Source organism: Veillonella parvula, assembly GCF_048309325.1.
GTDB lineage: Bacteria > Bacillota > Negativicutes > Veillonellales > Veillonellaceae > Veillonella > Veillonella parvula_T.
In genome coordinates this window covers 78,277-95,878 of record NZ_DBFBTX010000005.1, presented here as the reverse complement: position 1 = coordinate 95,878, position 17,602 = coordinate 78,277, and the positions used below count along the sequence as shown (strand labels likewise).

Here is a 17,602-nt window from a genome sequence, read left to right as displayed (position 1 = left end):
ACCGAAAGAGGTAGAGTTCTCATATAGTTATTATTATCGGCGACCCATTTCTTTAATTTCGTCACCTTTATTAACACCATTTAGTAATAAATTAAGCAAGATTGCCATAATACTACCAAAGGTAATGCCAGATTTTAATATAATTTGTGCCCAATCAGGGAAATTAGCATAAAAGTTCGGCGCCGCAATAGGGATCATAGCCACTCCAATACTAATCGCCACAAGCATCAAGTTATGATTACCATCAAAACTAACCTTGCCAAGAGCGCGGATACCACTGGCAACAATCATACCAAACATAGCAATACCAGCACCACCAAGTACTGCATTTGGAATACTAGCAACTATAGCAGCTAGTTTAGGAAATAAACCTAACAAAATTAAGATTACTCCAGATGCAGCTACCACAAAGCGACTTTTAACACCTGTAACGGCTATAAGTCCTACATTTTGAGCAAAGGCTGTATATGGAAAGCTATTGAGGATTCCCCCTATTAAAGTGGAAATACCATCGGCACGAATAACAGAAGCCAATTCTTTTCGACCTATTGGCTTATCCACAATTTCACCAATAGCAATACTATCACCTGTAGTCTCTACCATAACAACGAGCATGACGATAATCATAGATAGTACAGAAGCCCAGTCAAAGGTTGGCAAACCAAAATAAAATGGTTCAATGAAAGCAACCCATTGCGAACGACCAACTTCGTCAAAATTAGCAACGCCCATTGCAAAGGCAATTGCTGTGCCTGCGATCAAACCGATTAATACAGAAAGATTACTTAAAAAACCTTTAGCAAACTTATATACAAATACAACAATTAAGAACGTAAGAAACCCAAGGCCTATGTTTGTATAGCTTCCAAATTCTGGATTTCCTACGCCGCCCCCCATCCAATTAATGGCAACTGGCATTAAGTTAATCCCAATAAGAGTAATTATGGTTCCCGTTACAACAGGGGGGAACAGTCGAATTAGACGACTAAAGAATGGAGCTACTAGAAAGGTAAATAAACCTGCTACAATAATGGCGCCGTAAATGGCAGTCATACCATGCTGTGCCCCAATCATAGTCATAGGTCCGACAGATGCAAAGGTAACACCTTGGATCATAGGGATACGCCCACCTATATTACCGAAGCCTAATGTTTGAATTAAGGTCGCAATGCCACAAGTAAACAAGTCTGCAGTAATAAGACGAATCAAGTCCTCCACAGGTAAATTCATCGCCTGTGCCACGATAATCGGTACCGCAACAGCTCCAGCATACATGGCAAGTACATGCTGTAAACCAAAGGCAAAGAGCTGTGGTATGGGCAACATACTATCGACTGTATTTATTTGGTTCTGATCTGTCATAATGTCTCCTACATAAAACCTCGAAATATCACCCATTTATTTTACACTATCGTTCGGATTATAACAATAGAAAAAAGAGAGTCTATTATTTTATATGTATTAATAGGCTCTCTTTATATTATTTCCCGAACTTTTATAGCTTGCTCGGTTATATTATTCGATTTATATTATAATTTTTTATTATTTATATAACCCTATGATAGCCGACTCTTTAACATCAAGATCTTTTTCAATGGCATACATCTTAGATGTTAGTTCTTCTACAAAACTTTCATCTTTAATACCAGATAAATTAATACGCACATTCAAAAAAGCCGATTTCACCGCAGCACGCGCATTAATAGCCGCAATAATACCATCTGTAATAAGGTTTTGATTCCCCTTACGAGAGGCTAATTCTGCTAAATCAAATATTTGATTCGCTAATTCTCCAATCTCAAAAGGTACCATAGCCGCATCTTTGTAAGCTTGCTGAATAGCCGCTGTACGTATAGCTTTTTCCTCATTTGTGTTCTTTGGCAAACCTAATGCCTTCATAAAGATGTTAAATACATCCGCATCAGCTTGAGATAATTCGAGCATACGATTGCGAATCTCTTCTGCTTTAGCTTGGAGCACTTCCATTTCAGTCTGAACCGCTTCATAGCCTTTTTTACCAAATGTAAGGTTTGCCACCATTTCTGCTAAAGCCGCACCTGTTGCGGCAGTTAGTGCTGCAATAGCACCACCACCTGGTGTTGGCTCTTTCGATGCAGTAACAGCCACAAAATCTATTACTCGTTGTTCTACTAATTTCATAACAAGACCTCATGTAAAAGCGATAACAAGATATGTCTTGTTATCGCTTTGTAATTACTATAAAATCTACAAATATTGAACACAATAAAAAATATAACTAATTATAGCAGACACTATAAATCTCCAGTTAAGAAACGTTCTACTATAAACAATATCTATTAAAATAAGCCTTTAATTGTGCCGTCTGCTTCAATATCCATATTAAGAGCAGCAGGACGTTTAGGAAGGCCTGGCATTACCATTACATCACCTGTACGACATACAATAAAGCCTGCCCCATTGGCAACACGAATATCGGATACAGTAATAGTGAATCCTGTTGGAGCCCCTAATAATGCTGGATTATCAGATAAGGAATATTGCGTTTTCGCCATACATACAGGCAAACGATCCAGTCCCCAATCTGCTAATTGTTTAATTTGCTTTTTGGCTTTGTCCGTAAAGATAACTCCATCGCCACCATAAATAGTTTTAACGATTTTATTAACTTTATCCTCTAAACTATCTTCCAAATCATATACGAATTTAGGTGTTGGCTTAGGGCCTTCAAGTAACTCTACAACTTTTTTCGCCATATCAGTGCCGCCTTCGCCGCCCTTTTCCCAACATTCATTAAGCTCTACAGGCACGCCAAACTCATCACATAGGCGAGTCAACTCAGCAATTTCTGCATCTGTATCGCTAGCAAATTTATTGATTGCCACTAATACAGGCACATTGAAATAACGCATGTTTTCAATTGCTTTTTGTAAGTTGCTGAAACCTTTAGTTACGGCTTCAACATTTTCTGTATTCAACTCTTGTTTTGGTACACCACCATGCATTTTAAGAGCTCGTAATGTAGCTACGATAACGATTGCATCAGGGAAAATATCGCCGTATCGGCATTTAATATCAAGGAACTTTTCAGCACCCAAGTCAGCGCCAAAGCCGGCTTCAGTAACTACGATATCACCAAGTTTAAGCCCTAGTTTTGTAGCTACAATGGAGTTACAACCATGAGCAATATTGGCGAATGGACCACCATGAACAATAGCTGGTGTATGTTCCAATGTCTGTACAAGATTCGGCTTGATAGCATCTTTCATAAGGAGAGCCATCGCACCTTGGCAACCAAGTTGATGAACATAAACAGGATTACCTGCTAAGTTACAACCGATAACGATGCGACCAAAACGTTCTTTCAAATCTTCTAAGTCCTTAGCTAAGCAAAGAATAGCCATGATTTCAGAAGCTACAGTAATCATGAAGTGATCTTCTCTAGGGAACCCACATACTTTACCACCGAGTGCAACTGTCACATTGCGAAGAGCACGATCATTCATATCTAAAACACGTGTCCAAGAAAGTTGACGCAAATCGATTTGCAATTCATTGCCTTGATGGATGTGATTATCGATCATAGCGGATAATAAATTATTAGCCGCTGTAATAGCATGCATATCACCTGTAAAGTGAAGATTGATGTCATCCATAGGTACAACTTGAGCATAACCACCACCTGCTGCACCACCCTTAATCCCAAAAACAGGTCCTAAGGATGGCTCACGTAATGTAGCGATAGCATTTTTACCAATTTTTTGTAAGCCTTGTACGAGACCAATGCTCGTTGTAGACTTACCTTCCCCGGCTGGTGTTGGCGTAATCGCTGTGACTAGCACCAACTTACCATCTGGTTTAGATTCAAATCGGCGAATGGCATCAAAGGAAATTTTCGCTTTATAATGACCATATTGTTCAATATCATCAGGTGTTAACCCACATTTATCAGCAATAACCTGAATCTTCTCCATTGTATTCTGTTGGGCAATCTCAATATCGCTTAACATAAAGCCTCCTCGGCACCATGGCCACATAAACCTATATAACAACTATTAGATAGACGTATACGTTTTGTAATATATGTCTACTGTGAATGTATATTTGTACACTTACATTACTCTATTATATGTGAAAGTTTCTCTAATGTCTAATACTTATGTCTAACAAATTTAGTAATCTATCTAATATATAATAAAACAAGCACAATATATGCAGGTAAGCAAGAAAAGGCCCTGACGTAAATATACATCAGAGCTTTCAATATATACCAAATACTTATCTTATTAGAATGGGAATAGGATTGGAAGTAAAATAAGTGCTACGATACTAGATACAACGATAAGTGGTAAACCAGCTTTCACATAATCCATGAAGCTATAGCCAGCTATATTGTATACCATAGTGTTGGCAGGCATACCAATTGGTGTTGCATATGCCAAGGAGCTTGCAATTACGATAGCTGCAAGAACTGCTTTAGGATCGAAGCCAAGTTGAGATGCTAGGCTAAGACCGATAGGAACTAGTAAAGCACAAGTAGCTGTATTAGACATAAAGTTTGTCATAAACACACCAAGCACAAAGATTACTACTAACACAACGATTGGAGATGGGCTTGCTCCAAGACTATTAACAATAATGTCAGCAATTACACTACCAGTACCAGTTTTTACCATTGCATCACCGAGAGCCATAGAACCAGCAAATAGCATAATTGTTTTCATGTCGATCGATTTAACAGCTGCCGTTTCGCTAATAACATTAGTAGCTACTAAAACAAGCGCACCTATCCAAGCACTTACATAAAGTTTTACACCTAATTGTTTTTCAAAAATCATAGCAACGACTGTCAGAATCAATACAATCGCAGCAGTCCATTTCTTCCAAGATGGCACATGACTATAATCATCATTACCTTCAAAAGCACCATCTGGTTGATGACTTGGAGCATCTGGTAAGAAACGTTTACCAATTGTAGCATAGAATATAGTACCTACGATAAGGATTGGTAAGCCTACTAAACCATAATCAAAGAAATTAAAAGAACCTAAGCCTGCTTGTTGTAATCCTGCTTGAGCAATCATGTTACCAGGAGCACCGATAAGTGAGAGATTACCACCCATGGCTGCCGCAAATACGAGAGGCATCAATAACTTAGTTTGTTTAAAACCACTCTTTTTACAAATACCGATAATTACAGGAATCAGTACAGCAGCTGTACCAGTATTAGATAAGAAACCAGATAAAATATCTGTAATCATCATAACAGCAACGAGCAAAGATGTTTCAGTTTTAGCAAACTTATGAACTACATTACCTACACCTACTGCGACACCTGTTGCAAAAAAAAGCTTCACCAATAACAAACATGCCCATAAATAGTAAGACGTTTGGATCCACAAAACCTACGAATGCTTCTCTAGCGGATAATACCCCACTTAAGTGTAGGCCTACCGCTACAACCATAGCGGTAATAGACAAAGGGATTTTCTCCCACGCAAACATGACGATGGCAAATATCAAGAAGCCAAGAGTTATCATTACACTCGTATCCATATATACCTCCCAATACGTGTAATATACCTAAAAAAGGGTACAAAAAAGGAGGATTGTACAAAATCCGTATAATCCCCCTATTAAGTTAAGCTCACAATGAGATTATTTAATGAAGTTTACGTGTTTATAAATCGCTTCTAACACTTCTTCTTTCTTCGCATTGTATTCTACTTTTTTATTTTCAAAGTAGTTATTACCGTCTGCATCAATAGATACGATGAGCGGACCAAATTCTTTAACCTTAAAAGTCCACAAAGTCTCACACATACCTAATTCACGCCAATTAGCAGATTCTACTTTTTCGACTTCTGTAGCAGCAAGTACGGCATTACCTGCAGGGAATACACAGTGTAGTGCACCAAAGTCTTTGCAGGCACGTGCTGTTTCAGGCCCCATGCCACCTTTACCTACAATGAGACGTACACCTGTCTTTTTAACAAATTCATATTCGAATTTTTCCATCCTCATAGATGTAGTAGGTCCTACAGATACAACTTCAAATTCATTATCGCTTATAGTACGAATAATTGGACCTGCATGAAGTATAGCCCCATCTTTAACATCAACCGGTAACGTTTTACCTTCTTCTACCACACGACGATGCCCCATATCACGACAGGTTGTAATATGCCCAGTCAAATAAATCATATCGCCTGGCTTAATGCCTGCTAAATCAGATTGTTGAATAGGTGTAGTTAATATTTTCTTAGCCATTATAATGTCACTCCTTTATGAGATTTAACTGTGCAATTACCATCCTTGTCAAATACGAGATCGCCGCGACGATGATTCCAACAACCTACACTAACAGCACAAGAAATAACAGATGGATGACGTGTACCATGTTCAATATTCACACCTAAAACAGTTTTATCCCCACCCATACCTTGAGGTCCAATACCAATCTTATTAATTCCATCTTCTAACAATTGTTCCATATAAGCCGCTTTTTCATTAGGTGCTTTTGAAGATACAGGGCGCATTAATGCTTTTTTAGATAATCCAGCAGCGGTATCAATAGTTGTAGCAATCCCTACACCTACCAATAGTGGAGGACACGCATTCAATCCATAACTTGTCATCAAATCAAGAACAAACTTAGCAACACCTTCATAGCCTTCGCCTGGCATCAATGTTTTACCTGACCCTGGCAAGGAACACCCGCCACCAGCCATATAAGGGAAGATTTCTACATCATCGCAACCAGGAATGATATCCCAGTGAATATAAGGTGCAGTGAGGCCAATATTTTTACCAGTATTAAACTCATCAAAAGTTTCTACACAGTTCAATCGTAATGGAGCCTCTTGTGTAGCCTTATAAGTTGCTTCTCTTAGAATATCTTCTAATTCTCCTAGTAAGGGATAATTAGATCCAACCTTTACCCAAAATTGTAATACACCAGTATCTTGACAAGAAGGACGATTAAGCTGAGCTGCTAAATCCATATTATGTTGCATTGTTTCATAAATAGATTTGGCCATAGGATTTTTTTCATCCTGTGCCAATTCATGAATTTTTTCTTGTACATCATCAGGCAATACCTTTGCCATATAAGAAATGAAATTAGCTATCTTATTTGTCATTTCTTGTACTTGTTGTTCCTTCGTACTCATCGCAAACCTCCAAAAAGACTTCAATATTTAAGACGTGATTATTTCTGTTTCGGAACCTTAGCTCCTTTCGATGATTCTATTCTACTCTTTTTTCAGTATATAACTATCCAATTTACAAGTTGATTTTTATTGGTGAAAGTCTGTCAAACACATACAAAATTTCCTTAATTATTTTCTTTTAACCCATTAAAAATATACAATTTCACCTATATGATTATAAAAAAAAGAGCACTACCATCAGAACGTAGTGCTCTTTCACCATATATTTTAATAGGATTAACAAATATACAAAATCACCTAAACCTAATGATTGTATATCCGCTCAAATTTAATCTCAAAAATATGCAACTATAATCAGTTACAATGGTATATAACAATACCAGTTAATCTTGTAATTTTTTTACAACCATCTCAAGTTGTTCTCTAACGTCATTTAACTTTTGATTAGCCACTTCTAATCTAATCTTATTAGTAGAATCATCTTGATATGGTAAACAAGATTGTAGTATCTCTATAATATCCTGTTCTTGTGTTGATATAATTTCCTTCCAATCATGTAATTTTGTTTTACGTCCTATTTCGTTTGCTTGCTTACGATATTCAGATGGCGTGGTATGGAAATGTTTTTTAAAAGCTACATTAAAAGCTTTAATATCCGCAAAACCACAGCTACTTGCAATATGTGCAACTGCATCATTAGAATTAACTAAACGAACTGTAGCCTCTCGTAATCTCAACCGCAACAAATACTCTAAAAAGGAAACCCCTAATTGGCGTTTAAAAAATTGTGATGTATAGTTCACATTATAGCCACCTATTTTTGCAAGATTTTCTAATTCAATTTTTTGCTGATAATTCTCATCTATATAAGCAATCATTTTATCGAAGGTGGCTACTGTTATATCGACAGGCTTTGTATGTACATGAATAGATTTAACCTTATTAATTTCTTTATATATATCGCTAACTAAAGATAAATAATGATACTCCACATCTAATCGATTAGTAGGACTTTCACCATTCACCATCAATAACATCATCATAGCCGCATGATGACGCAATGTGGTAAAGAAAGAGTCGTACCGATTACTTTCATCAGAACGTAATACAAATTGATACATTCCAAAGTTTGGATCAAACTGCTGAAAGAAATCCTTTCCGACATGAATAACAAGAGCTGTCGTATCTTCTTCCAACGCCAACGTAGCATGACCCACTTGAGGGGAAATAATAATGGTATCAAGAGGTTCCATTGTAAAAACCTCACTATTACAACTCATGTCGATTCTGCCCTTTAACAAGATCAAGACTTCAACGCCACTGTGCCAGTTGTAATGATATGTACTAACCTTATATATATCACTATTGAAATCTATATGATTGTGTTTATATGTATAATGAAAGTAATCCATCTAGCATTCTCCCGAGTACAACTAATTATGAGGCACATCTTAACGATTTCATTTTTCAAAGCATATAAAAATGCATCCCTTCCTAATCCAAGGGATGCATTTATTATGATATATTTATTTAACTACGGTCAACAGCATCTTAAAGCTTTCTCGTGCGTCGAGGCTATGAGGCACTTCAGATGGCATAATCAAGGTTTCACCAGTCTTCACATTGTGCTCCGTATCACCGACAACGATGTGCGCTTCTCCATCGAGAATTTGAACAATCGCATCGCCTACTGTTACATGCGTAGAGATTTCTTCCCCCTTAGGCAGCGCAAATAGTGTAATGCTGAGTCGCTCATTTTGAGCAATTGTAATACTAATCACTTGCCCCTCTTTATACTCTAGGTGTTCGCCTAGATGTAAAATTTCGTTTACCGGGATATTTTTTGTGAAAGTCTTACTCATAGAAATCACTCCTTATATAGCTATATAATAGTAAAAGTAAATAAAAAGTAGATTACAACAATTTTATCAAAACCAATTGATATAACTAAAAAATATCCTTCCCTTAATTTTATTATAATTTAATTGAGATTTAATTTCAGTATCTTTGGTAACAAAATTAAAATTATTTTTCAATAAACGAAATGTTTTGAATAAACGCAAAGACGAGGCCTCCTAAGAAACCTCGTCTTTTTTACATTATGGTTAGCTATAAATATTATAGTTTTTTAACTAGTATATTTGTATCTAAAACTCTAAAACGCTATAACTCTAAAAAATCTAATGCCTTAGAGTAAGAGTCTAAAAATCAAAAGGGTCTAAACTGCAGGCAGCAAGCCTAATAGATACACATTAAATGTATCACCAGGATGTACTTCATGAGTTCCTCGTGGAATACATGCCAATGCATTCACAGTATATAGCCCTAACATACTACTACTATTAAAGTGACGATTAGCCACAAAACGTGGCGCTCCACCGCAAAATATGACTTTCCCTTGTACATAACGATCAAAAGCATTACGTTTGAAGATTTCTGTATCCATTACACAAGCCACCACTGGAGTCGTCCAATTAGCCAACCCTTTATAACGCTTCAAGGTAGGTGCTACGATTAAATGCCACCCATTAAAGGCAGCCCCTGGATTACCGGACAAACCAAAGATAATCTGACCTTTTGGGGTAACCGCACCATAAGATGCTGCACCAGGTCGCATTTGAATACGGGCATAGATAGATTTTGCTCCTAGTTTTTCATAAATAAGAGGCATCGTATCGAAAAGGCCTACCGACACACCACCAGAACTGATAATAACATCTGCTTCTTCACTAAGCTTCAACACATGGTTGATTTCAGAGTCTAACTCCTCCGGAGCATCACTTACATGATAATGTGTTATCTTATGAAAACCTAAATCCTCCAAGAGCCCACAGATCATAGCTCGATTAGAGTTGTAGATTTTACCAGGTGTTAAACTTTCACCAGGTTCAATAACCTCATGGCCAGAGGTAAGAACTAATACACGAGGCATGGCATTAACAGATATTTCCGTCATACCTAGCCCCGTCAAAATGGTTTGTACTGTAGATGTTACCTCTGTACCACGTGGGATCACAATGGTGCCGGCAACACACTCCTCACCTTGTGGAATAATATGATCACCACAACGATATTTGCCTTGAATCGTAATTGTAGTTTGTGGTTCACCAGTGCCAACCACTTGTTCTTGCATGATGACAGTATCACATGTGTCTGGTACCGGTGCACCAGTCATAATACGCACCGCATGACCAACTTCTACGGGATGTTCCCATATAACACCAGCACCAATGATACCGTCAACGATATATTCATTACGGCCTTCTTCATAGGCGATGGCATATCCATCCATTGCAGATTTTGAAAAAGCAGGTACATCCGTTGGCGCAATAATATCCTCTGCTAGTACATATCCCTTCGCAGTCTTAACTGCAATCGTTTCAACTTTATGAACTTGCGTTTGTAAGGCTTCATCCCACAATTGGAGTGCCTTCTCAACAGTAACGACGGCCATTTAAACTCCTCATCATTTCCTGTATGTGGCGTACCAATTCAGGTACGTCTTGATCCAATTTGCCAATTTCTATCGTCGCCACTCGGTCCATCGGATCCGAGATTAGCTCTTCCGTATATCCCTCTTGAGTAACCTCTATAATTGGGGCAATCCCTTGGGCTCTCGTTTCTAGTATAACTATATCTACAGGCATAAACTGTGATATTTCATACAAGTTGGATTGTTCTTTCGTGCGTATGCGAATCGCTGTTTCAGTAGGCCCTGCAATTGCAACCGCATCAGCTCCAGCTTTATAGACAAGGTCTGTATCTGTTCCTTCATGATCCATCTGAAAGCCATGCTTATCGCTTTTGACAACACCAACGGATAAACCGATTTTTTGTAACTCATACACAAGGCGCGTTACAACAGTAGTCTTACCTGTTTTACGTTTCGATGCGACCACACTAATTAAAGGTACACGGCAGAATTCATTTTCCGCTAAAGCTCGCGCCCATTGATAGTCTTCAAATCGATTAATATTGCTTAGCTCCCAACTAAAATCAGTAGCATCAATAGATTCTACATGACCAATAACATCGAGGGCATGATGCAACGATACATTTTCACTAACAAGAATAGATTGAATTAAGGATGCAATATGTGGTCTATAAATACCGGCCATTGGCTCAGATTTACCACTTTCACTATATGGGACGATGGCATTCCAATCATTATGCTCTACTTGATAGAGCCAATCATAATACAAATCCATTTCCATGAATGGCATATCTACTGCCATTACTGCATAAGCAGAGCTAGTACCAACAGCTAGAGTACTATACAGCCCCCCTAAAGGTCCGCATCGCCCAACAGAATCCCGAACAATAGAAACCTTATTTTTCTCATCGTTCGATAATGTATCTATAATATGAGTTTGGATAGCAAGTCCTAATTGCTCGTCATCACCGATAGAGATAAGAATATCTTGAACATCTGCATCTAATCCCTTACGAAGTGCATGAGATATAAGACTTTCACCATTAATCCAAGGCAACAAAGCTTTAGGTTGCCCCATTCTAGTACTGAGTCCTCCAGCCAAAATAATTAAACCTAATTTATCCACGACGTTGTAAACCTCGTTTAACACCTTGGTAGATGAATAGTAAAACTGCAATATTTAAAAGACCATCTGGCACCATATAGGATGCATTATAAATCATGGAATAAACCCAAGGATTCTGCCCTTGTGGAGCATAGCTAGCAAAGACTACAGCACCGCTCGTAACAGATGCTCCCCAACGCAATACAATACCTACGATGGATCCAGTGATAAGACCAGAAAGAGAATCTTTAAAATAACCACAAACGCCAATAGCACCGTAAGCAACCAGGTAGTCTAATATAATACTTAAATAATGAACAGATGATTTAAAGCCTAAAATAAAGTGTAATATACCATATACAACACCTGCGAAGATACCTCGTGTTCCGCCCCAACGATACGCGTAAATCATGAGTGGTACCAATGCTGCCGCCTTAATAGAGCCCCCCTGTGGCATATGGAAAATCGTAATAAATGACAACACTTGAGCAATGGCAATTGCTACGCCAGCTTCAGCAAGCATACGGATTTTAGACTGTTCCACATTAATCAACCTCCTTTTACCATATATCTATAAATGAATATATTATTTACACAATCTACTTGTATTGTACTACAGTTTATCCCTTACACCAAACAAAATATTCGGAACGTATTGAAAATTTTATGAGTCTCTTGTATAATGGTACAGGTTCAATATGTAATACTCGAAGGAGATATAGAAACTATGATTAATACAACTAACATCTTTGATTATGAAGACGTGCAATTAATTCCTAATAAATGTATTGTCTCCAGTCGTAGCGAATGTGATACACATGTAAAATTAGGTAAACGCACATTCCGCTTGCCAGTAGTACCTGCTAATATGCAAACTATCATCGACGAAGAGTTGGCTGAAAAATTAGCTCGTGAAGGGTATTTCTATATCATGCATCGTTTCCAACCAGAACGTCGTATGGACTTTGTAAAACGCATGCACGACCTTAACTTATATTCTTCTATTTCTATCGGCGTAAAAGCTGAAGAATTTGCCTTAGTTGATGAATTCAAGAAAGCAAACTTAACCCCAGAATATATCACTATTGATATTGCACATGGTCATTCCAATGCAGTCATCGAAATGATTCAATACATTAAAAAGAACTTGCCTGAAACTTTCATTATCGCTGGTAATGTTGGTACTCCAGAAGCAGTTCGTGAACTTGAAAATGCTGGTGCTGATGCTACGAAAGTAGGTATCGGTCCTGGTAAAGTATGTATCACTAAATTAAAAACTGGCTTCGGTACTGGCGGTTGGCAATTGGCTGCAGTTCGTTGGTGTGCAAAAGCAGCTACTAAGCCTATCATAGCTGACGGTGGTATCCGTGACCATGGTGACATCGCCAAATCTATTCGCTTTGGCGCTACTATGGTTATGATTGGCTCCCTATTTGCTGGTCATGAAGAATCCCCAGGGGAAGAAAAAATCGTTGACGGCAAAGCTGTAAAAGAATACTTTGGTTCCGCTTCTGAGTTCCAAAAAGGTGAGCGCAAAAACGTAGAAGGCAAAAAAATCTTCATCGACTCCAAAGGTTCTATCTTTGATACATTAACTGAAATGGAGCAAGATTTACAATCCGCTATCTCTTACGCTGGCGGTACAACTCTACAAGCCATTCGCAAAGTAGACTATGTACTTGTTAAAAACTCTATCTTCAATGGCGATCGCTAATCTAATCAATATATAATAACGCTAAAAGACACAGGTTCAAAACCTGTGTCTTTTTAATGCGAGAAATACATAAAATATAAAAATATGAAAAAGGAGCTACGATACGAAAATCGTAGCTCCTTAATTATAGACTATTAAATCTGTTCTTCACTAAGACCACAGTCTTTACTCATTAAATGGTATGCGTATTTACCAATACCTGCACTTACAACAAGCAATGTAGTCAATACAATAAATGCTACTGTAAGACTTGTACCGTGCGCAATGAAGCCAATCAAGGCAGGCCCCATCAGAATCCCCATATAACCGAGCATTGTGGATGTAGCGACCGCTTGTGTCATAGGAATGACATTTTGTTCCCCCATCGCAGAGAATAAGTTTGGTACTATCATAGCTAATGAAATACCCAATAATAAGTAAGTATACATGGAGGCATGTCCTGGTAAGAATACGATCAGCCCCATCGCAATAGAGCCAAGTAAGTAGCCACCAACAACAACTTGCTTAGATGTTAAGTGTTTACCTAATCTATTGCCAAGCAACCGGCCTATACACATAGTACCATTAAAGAGCATTACACCCATAACAGCCTCTTCGATAACAATCCCTTTATCTTCAAATAAATATAATGCACTCCAGTCCCCTACAGCACCTTCTACCAAGTAAGACACAAAGGACAATAAACCAAAAATAAGAGCGATTGGATGGAAGGACAATGGGCTTTTAGACTTTTTAGTAATCTTTGCATTTGGATCACTACCAAAGGTCAACATAAATTGGCTAACTATGACCATCGCAATAAATAATACGATGAGTAGCCCCCAAATACTTTCATTAACAGAAAAAGATAAGATTTTTAAAAACACAAGTAAAACACCGGCACCAGCAAAACCACCTAAGCTCCAGCCTCCGTGATAGGCACCCATCAAATGTTTTTTGCTCACCTTTTCCGTTAGGATAGCTTGTAAATTAGCAGAAGCACCACTAAGGCCTACACCAATACCAAAAAAGAATAGGGCTACTGTTGTTGTAGCAATAGTAGGACACATAGTAACGATGGCAAGAGATACCATACCAATAAAGCTAGCTAACAAAACGACTCTCTTACACCCAAAGCTTTCTACAAGCTTACCTGCTATAGCCATGGATAAACAAGAACCTACACCGAGCAACAAAATCATGGAACCTAATACATCTTCACCAATACTAAGCTTTGCTTTTAAATATGGCACGAAACCAGCCCATAAAGCTGTGTACATACCGGGGATAAAAAATGCCCCAAAAGCACCACGAATATTTGCTGTTGAAATAGAAACTTGATCGTTCATTACATCCTTTCTGGCTTCTAGAACCGTCCGGCAAAGAAAGGTCCTTTTTATCCGCAAAGCGCTAAAATATGCGCTATTACAGGAAACCATTTTAATTACATATGTATTAATCTTGAAATATAATAACCCTCTTTACAAAACATGTAAAGAGGGTTTTGTAAATTTAAATTAAAATTAAAAAAGTACCCATATTCCCACACAGCTTGTAAGTAATGCCACAAGAACAGGTACTGCAGTTCGTTTAAGTAGGTCTACTGATTTAATATGAGCTACACCAGCTACGCCAACCATTACTGGACTAATAGGGCTAAGAAACAAACCTAAGCTTGCACCATTTTGCATCCCTGACATGGTTGTAATTGGATCTAGGCTAAGATTAGATACAATATTAGGTACTAGTGGAACTAACGTAAATAATGGTGCTACGTTACTACCTGTAACCATACTAAGTCCTAGCATACCCCCTCCAAGAACAGAGGTAAGTCCAATAGAGTTTAAAGATAGTGTTTGAAGTGCACTAACTAACGAATCAATAAGGCCTAGGCTAACCAAACCTTGCGCAAAGATTTGCCCCCCTATAATAAGAGTCACTGCATAAGAGAACTGATTCCCCATACCTTCAAAGAAAACTGTGGTACTCTTAAGTACAGTTCTCAGATTTCGATGACGAATTAATTCTGCCATTAGAGCAATGCCAAAGGCAAGCATCATGGCAAGAGTAACATTCATCTTTACACCAGAAAAACCATACTGGCTAAAGCCTAAGATAAAACACAATGGTAATAATGGAAATATCATATATAGCTTGGGACCAATAGGCGCTTTAGGAATACTTTCAAGATCATTTACATCCATAGGACCATCAATTCGATCTCGATATCTCTGCCACCAGAAGTGCGCTATTGCAGTCACAATAGCAACTAAGAAATAAATCCTCAACTGATAACCTACAAAATAGTTTGGCACAGGAATATTTAATACCTTTGCAATCAATAAAGTAGACACCGCCCCAGGTCCTACATCCACAAGGTGTCCCGTAGCAATAACTGCAGCCGCCCCTATAGGACTTACACCTAATCGAATTAAAACAGGATACATTGTGACCATCATGAGGAGAGCAAGACTCAACGGATTGGGAACACAAATAGCTAATCCCATATTGAGTAAAAACATAAGGGCTAACACAATATATGGTCGATTAAGGCGATATAAAGGGCGGATAAAAGTATCTGCGAGTCGCGTTCCTGCCCCAATATATTCCATATATTTTGCATAGCCTGCACAAGTCATAATCATAAGGCCCAGATTAACTATATTATTAGATGTCGTTATCCTTACGATATCCATGGCATCAAATATAAGAACCCCTGTAGATTGACCATCAACTAATATGGCATCAATCCATTTTCCCTCATAAGCGATGAACATCATGAGGATTCCCATACCAATCAAAATAGGCTGTGGTTGATAGCGCTTCATCAATAATATACCTGTTATAGCAATAATAATGAGACATATAACTATATTCATAAGTACCTCTTACATAGAATTTTAGTTATGTTCTTTTAACCACTGAATTGCATATTCAGCATATACCGCAGATGCTGCAGATAATACAGTATCATCCATATTAAATCTATTATTATGATGATCGTATGTAGCTTCTACTTCAGGGTTTTGAATACCAATAAAGGCAAAGCATCCTGGTTTATCTTGTAAATACCAAGCAAAATCTTCTCCAGGCATGACTTTACGCATCTTAGAAAGCTTGTCCTTACCTAATGTATCAATAACGACACGTTCTGCCAGTTCACTGGCTTTAGGATCATTAATAGTAGGGGGCACTTTTTTTATATATTCTAATGTAGCAGTCGCTCCATAGGCTTCTGCAGTGTGTTCTACAATGCGGCGAATAGTATCGACAATATATTGTTCTTGATTTGGATCAAAGAAGCGAACTGTACCGCCCAGGGAAGCTTCCCCAGGGATGACATTCCATTCTGAGCCAGAATGAATATTACCAATCGTAACAACGACGGAATCAAGGGCACTCACATTGCGAGAAACTACAGTTTGTAAGTTCATAACGATGGCACTAGCCACCACGATTGCATCAATCGCTTGATGAGGCTGTGCACCATGACCTTGTTTACCCTTTACATTAATAGTAATCTGGCTACTCGCAGCCATACGAGGGCCTTCCTCAACAGATATGAGACCTGCTGGCAAATCGATCCACACATGCCCACCAAAGATAGCATCTACCTTATCATACCAATCACCAAACTTAATAAAATCCGGAGCCCCTGCTCCAGTTTCTTCCGCAGGTTGGAATGCTAAATACACATCGCCTTCAATACGGTCTTTCATAGACATTAGCATCTTAGCCGCACCAAGCAAAATAGCCATATGTCCATCATGACCACAAGCATGCATTTTACCTTCTACTTCAGATTTATAATCCACTGTATTATGTTCATGAACTGGCAGTGCATCGATGTCGGCGCGCAATGCGATAGCCTTTCCAGGCTTAGCACCATGGATAATGCCGATTAAACCGATACCACGCTCTGTGTCTACATGAACCTCTACGCCCATTGATTCTAATTCTTTAGCCAAAATCTTTGTCGTCTCAAACTCTTCATTGCTGAGCTCAGGATGTTTATGAAAATATCTACGCCAATCTTGAACGTAGCCTTTATATCGCTTTATTAAATCGCGACTATGCATCATATCGCCTCCTCTAATATTCTCTAATTTCAGTATATCAATCGCATATCAATATGCATCTCTAATATATATTGATTAAACAGTTTACCAATTTATAATTACAAAACCTACTGTGCCAAGAAAAACCCTTTGTTTAGGGGA

Annotated in this window: 14 protein-coding genes and 1 pseudogene; 1 reads left to right on the top strand and 14 read right to left on the bottom strand. The window is 38.2% G+C overall.

Features of this window, described 5'->3' with window-relative positions; all coding sequences use genetic code 11:
• Positions 1 to 33: 33 nt before the first annotated feature.
• The 11 genes and pseudogenes from ACMKPP_RS05065 to thiT form a co-directional block, all read right to left on the bottom strand.
• Positions 34 to 1,362: a nucleobase:cation symporter-2 family protein gene (locus ACMKPP_RS05065; RefSeq protein ID WP_038125499.1), complete on the bottom strand. Its 1,329-nt coding sequence runs from the start codon at positions 1,360 to 1,362 to the stop codon at positions 34 to 36.
• Between the two features lie 180 nt (positions 1,363 to 1,542).
• Positions 1,543 to 2,160, bottom strand: coding sequence for a cyclodeaminase/cyclohydrolase family protein (locus ACMKPP_RS05060; RefSeq protein WP_316105202.1), 618 nt, complete (start codon positions 2,158 to 2,160; stop codon positions 1,543 to 1,545).
• A gap of 158 nt (positions 2,161 to 2,318) precedes the next feature.
• Positions 2,319 to 3,989 (bottom strand): formate--tetrahydrofolate ligase, encoded by a 1,671-nt coding sequence (locus ACMKPP_RS05055; protein WP_418369373.1) that lies wholly within the window; start codon positions 3,987 to 3,989, stop codon positions 2,319 to 2,321.
• Between the two features lie 276 nt (positions 3,990 to 4,265).
• Positions 4,266 to 5,535 (bottom strand): annotated as a pseudogene (locus tag ACMKPP_RS05050) (SLC13 family permease).
• A gap of 102 nt (positions 5,536 to 5,637) precedes the next feature.
• Complete coding sequence (gene ttdB, locus ACMKPP_RS05045) at positions 5,638 to 6,249, bottom strand: L(+)-tartrate dehydratase subunit beta (protein ID WP_418369372.1); 612 nt, start codon at positions 6,247 to 6,249, stop codon at positions 5,638 to 5,640.
• Positions 6,249 to 7,151 carry a L(+)-tartrate dehydratase subunit alpha gene (gene ttdA, locus ACMKPP_RS05040; RefSeq protein WP_012864637.1) on the bottom strand — a complete coding sequence of 301 codons (903 nt, stop codon included), beginning with the start codon at positions 7,149 to 7,151 and terminating at the stop codon, positions 6,249 to 6,251. The genes ttdB and ttdA overlap by 1 nt, the downstream gene beginning before the upstream one ends.
• A gap of 383 nt (positions 7,152 to 7,534) precedes the next feature.
• Entirely contained in the window at positions 7,535 to 8,563 is a 1,029-nt protein-coding gene (locus ACMKPP_RS05035; protein WP_418369371.1) for a helix-turn-helix domain-containing protein, read from the bottom strand.
• Positions 8,564 to 8,677: 114 nt separating this feature from the next.
• On the bottom strand, positions 8,678 to 9,013 hold the full coding sequence (locus tag ACMKPP_RS05030; RefSeq protein WP_128113931.1) for a cupin domain-containing protein: 336 nt from the start codon (positions 9,011 to 9,013) through the stop codon (positions 8,678 to 8,680).
• Positions 9,014 to 9,369: 356 nt separating this feature from the next.
• The gene (locus tag ACMKPP_RS05025; protein WP_418369370.1) at positions 9,370 to 10,605 is read right to left on the bottom strand and encodes a molybdopterin molybdotransferase MoeA; all 1,236 of its coding nucleotides are present in this window, start codon (positions 10,603 to 10,605) and stop codon (positions 9,370 to 9,372) included.
• Positions 10,586 to 11,710 (bottom strand): molybdopterin-guanine dinucleotide biosynthesis protein MobB, encoded by a 1,125-nt coding sequence (locus tag ACMKPP_RS05020; protein ID WP_418369369.1) that lies wholly within the window; start codon positions 11,708 to 11,710, stop codon positions 10,586 to 10,588. Before ACMKPP_RS05020 ends, ACMKPP_RS05025 begins: the two co-directional genes overlap by 20 nt.
• Positions 11,703 to 12,233, bottom strand: a complete 531-nt coding sequence (gene thiT / locus ACMKPP_RS05015; RefSeq protein WP_039965064.1) for an energy-coupled thiamine transporter ThiT — start codon at positions 12,231 to 12,233, stop codon at positions 11,703 to 11,705. Before thiT ends, ACMKPP_RS05020 begins: the two co-directional genes overlap by 8 nt.
• A gap of 183 nt (positions 12,234 to 12,416) precedes the next feature.
• Between thiT and ACMKPP_RS05010 the strand changes: the two genes are divergently transcribed.
• The gene (locus ACMKPP_RS05010) at positions 12,417 to 13,403 is read left to right on the top strand and encodes a GMP reductase (protein ID WP_004696596.1); all 987 of its coding nucleotides are present in this window, start codon (positions 12,417 to 12,419) and stop codon (positions 13,401 to 13,403) included.
• A gap of 134 nt (positions 13,404 to 13,537) precedes the next feature.
• On the opposite strand, the gene ACMKPP_RS05005 is transcribed toward ACMKPP_RS05010, so the two are convergent.
• The 3 genes from ACMKPP_RS05005 to ACMKPP_RS04995 form a co-directional block, all read right to left on the bottom strand.
• The gene (locus ACMKPP_RS05005) at positions 13,538 to 14,731 is read right to left on the bottom strand and encodes an MFS transporter (protein ID WP_316060028.1); all 1,194 of its coding nucleotides are present in this window, start codon (positions 14,729 to 14,731) and stop codon (positions 13,538 to 13,540) included.
• Positions 14,732 to 14,905: 174 nt separating this feature from the next.
• The gene (gene dcuC, locus ACMKPP_RS05000) at positions 14,906 to 16,261 is read right to left on the bottom strand and encodes a C4-dicarboxylate transporter DcuC (protein ID WP_418369368.1); all 1,356 of its coding nucleotides are present in this window, start codon (positions 16,259 to 16,261) and stop codon (positions 14,906 to 14,908) included.
• Positions 16,262 to 16,282: 21 nt separating this feature from the next.
• Positions 16,283 to 17,461: a M20 metallopeptidase family protein gene (locus ACMKPP_RS04995; protein WP_418369620.1), complete on the bottom strand. Its 1,179-nt coding sequence runs from the start codon at positions 17,459 to 17,461 to the stop codon at positions 16,283 to 16,285.
• Between the last annotated feature and the right edge of the window lie 141 nt (positions 17,462 to 17,602).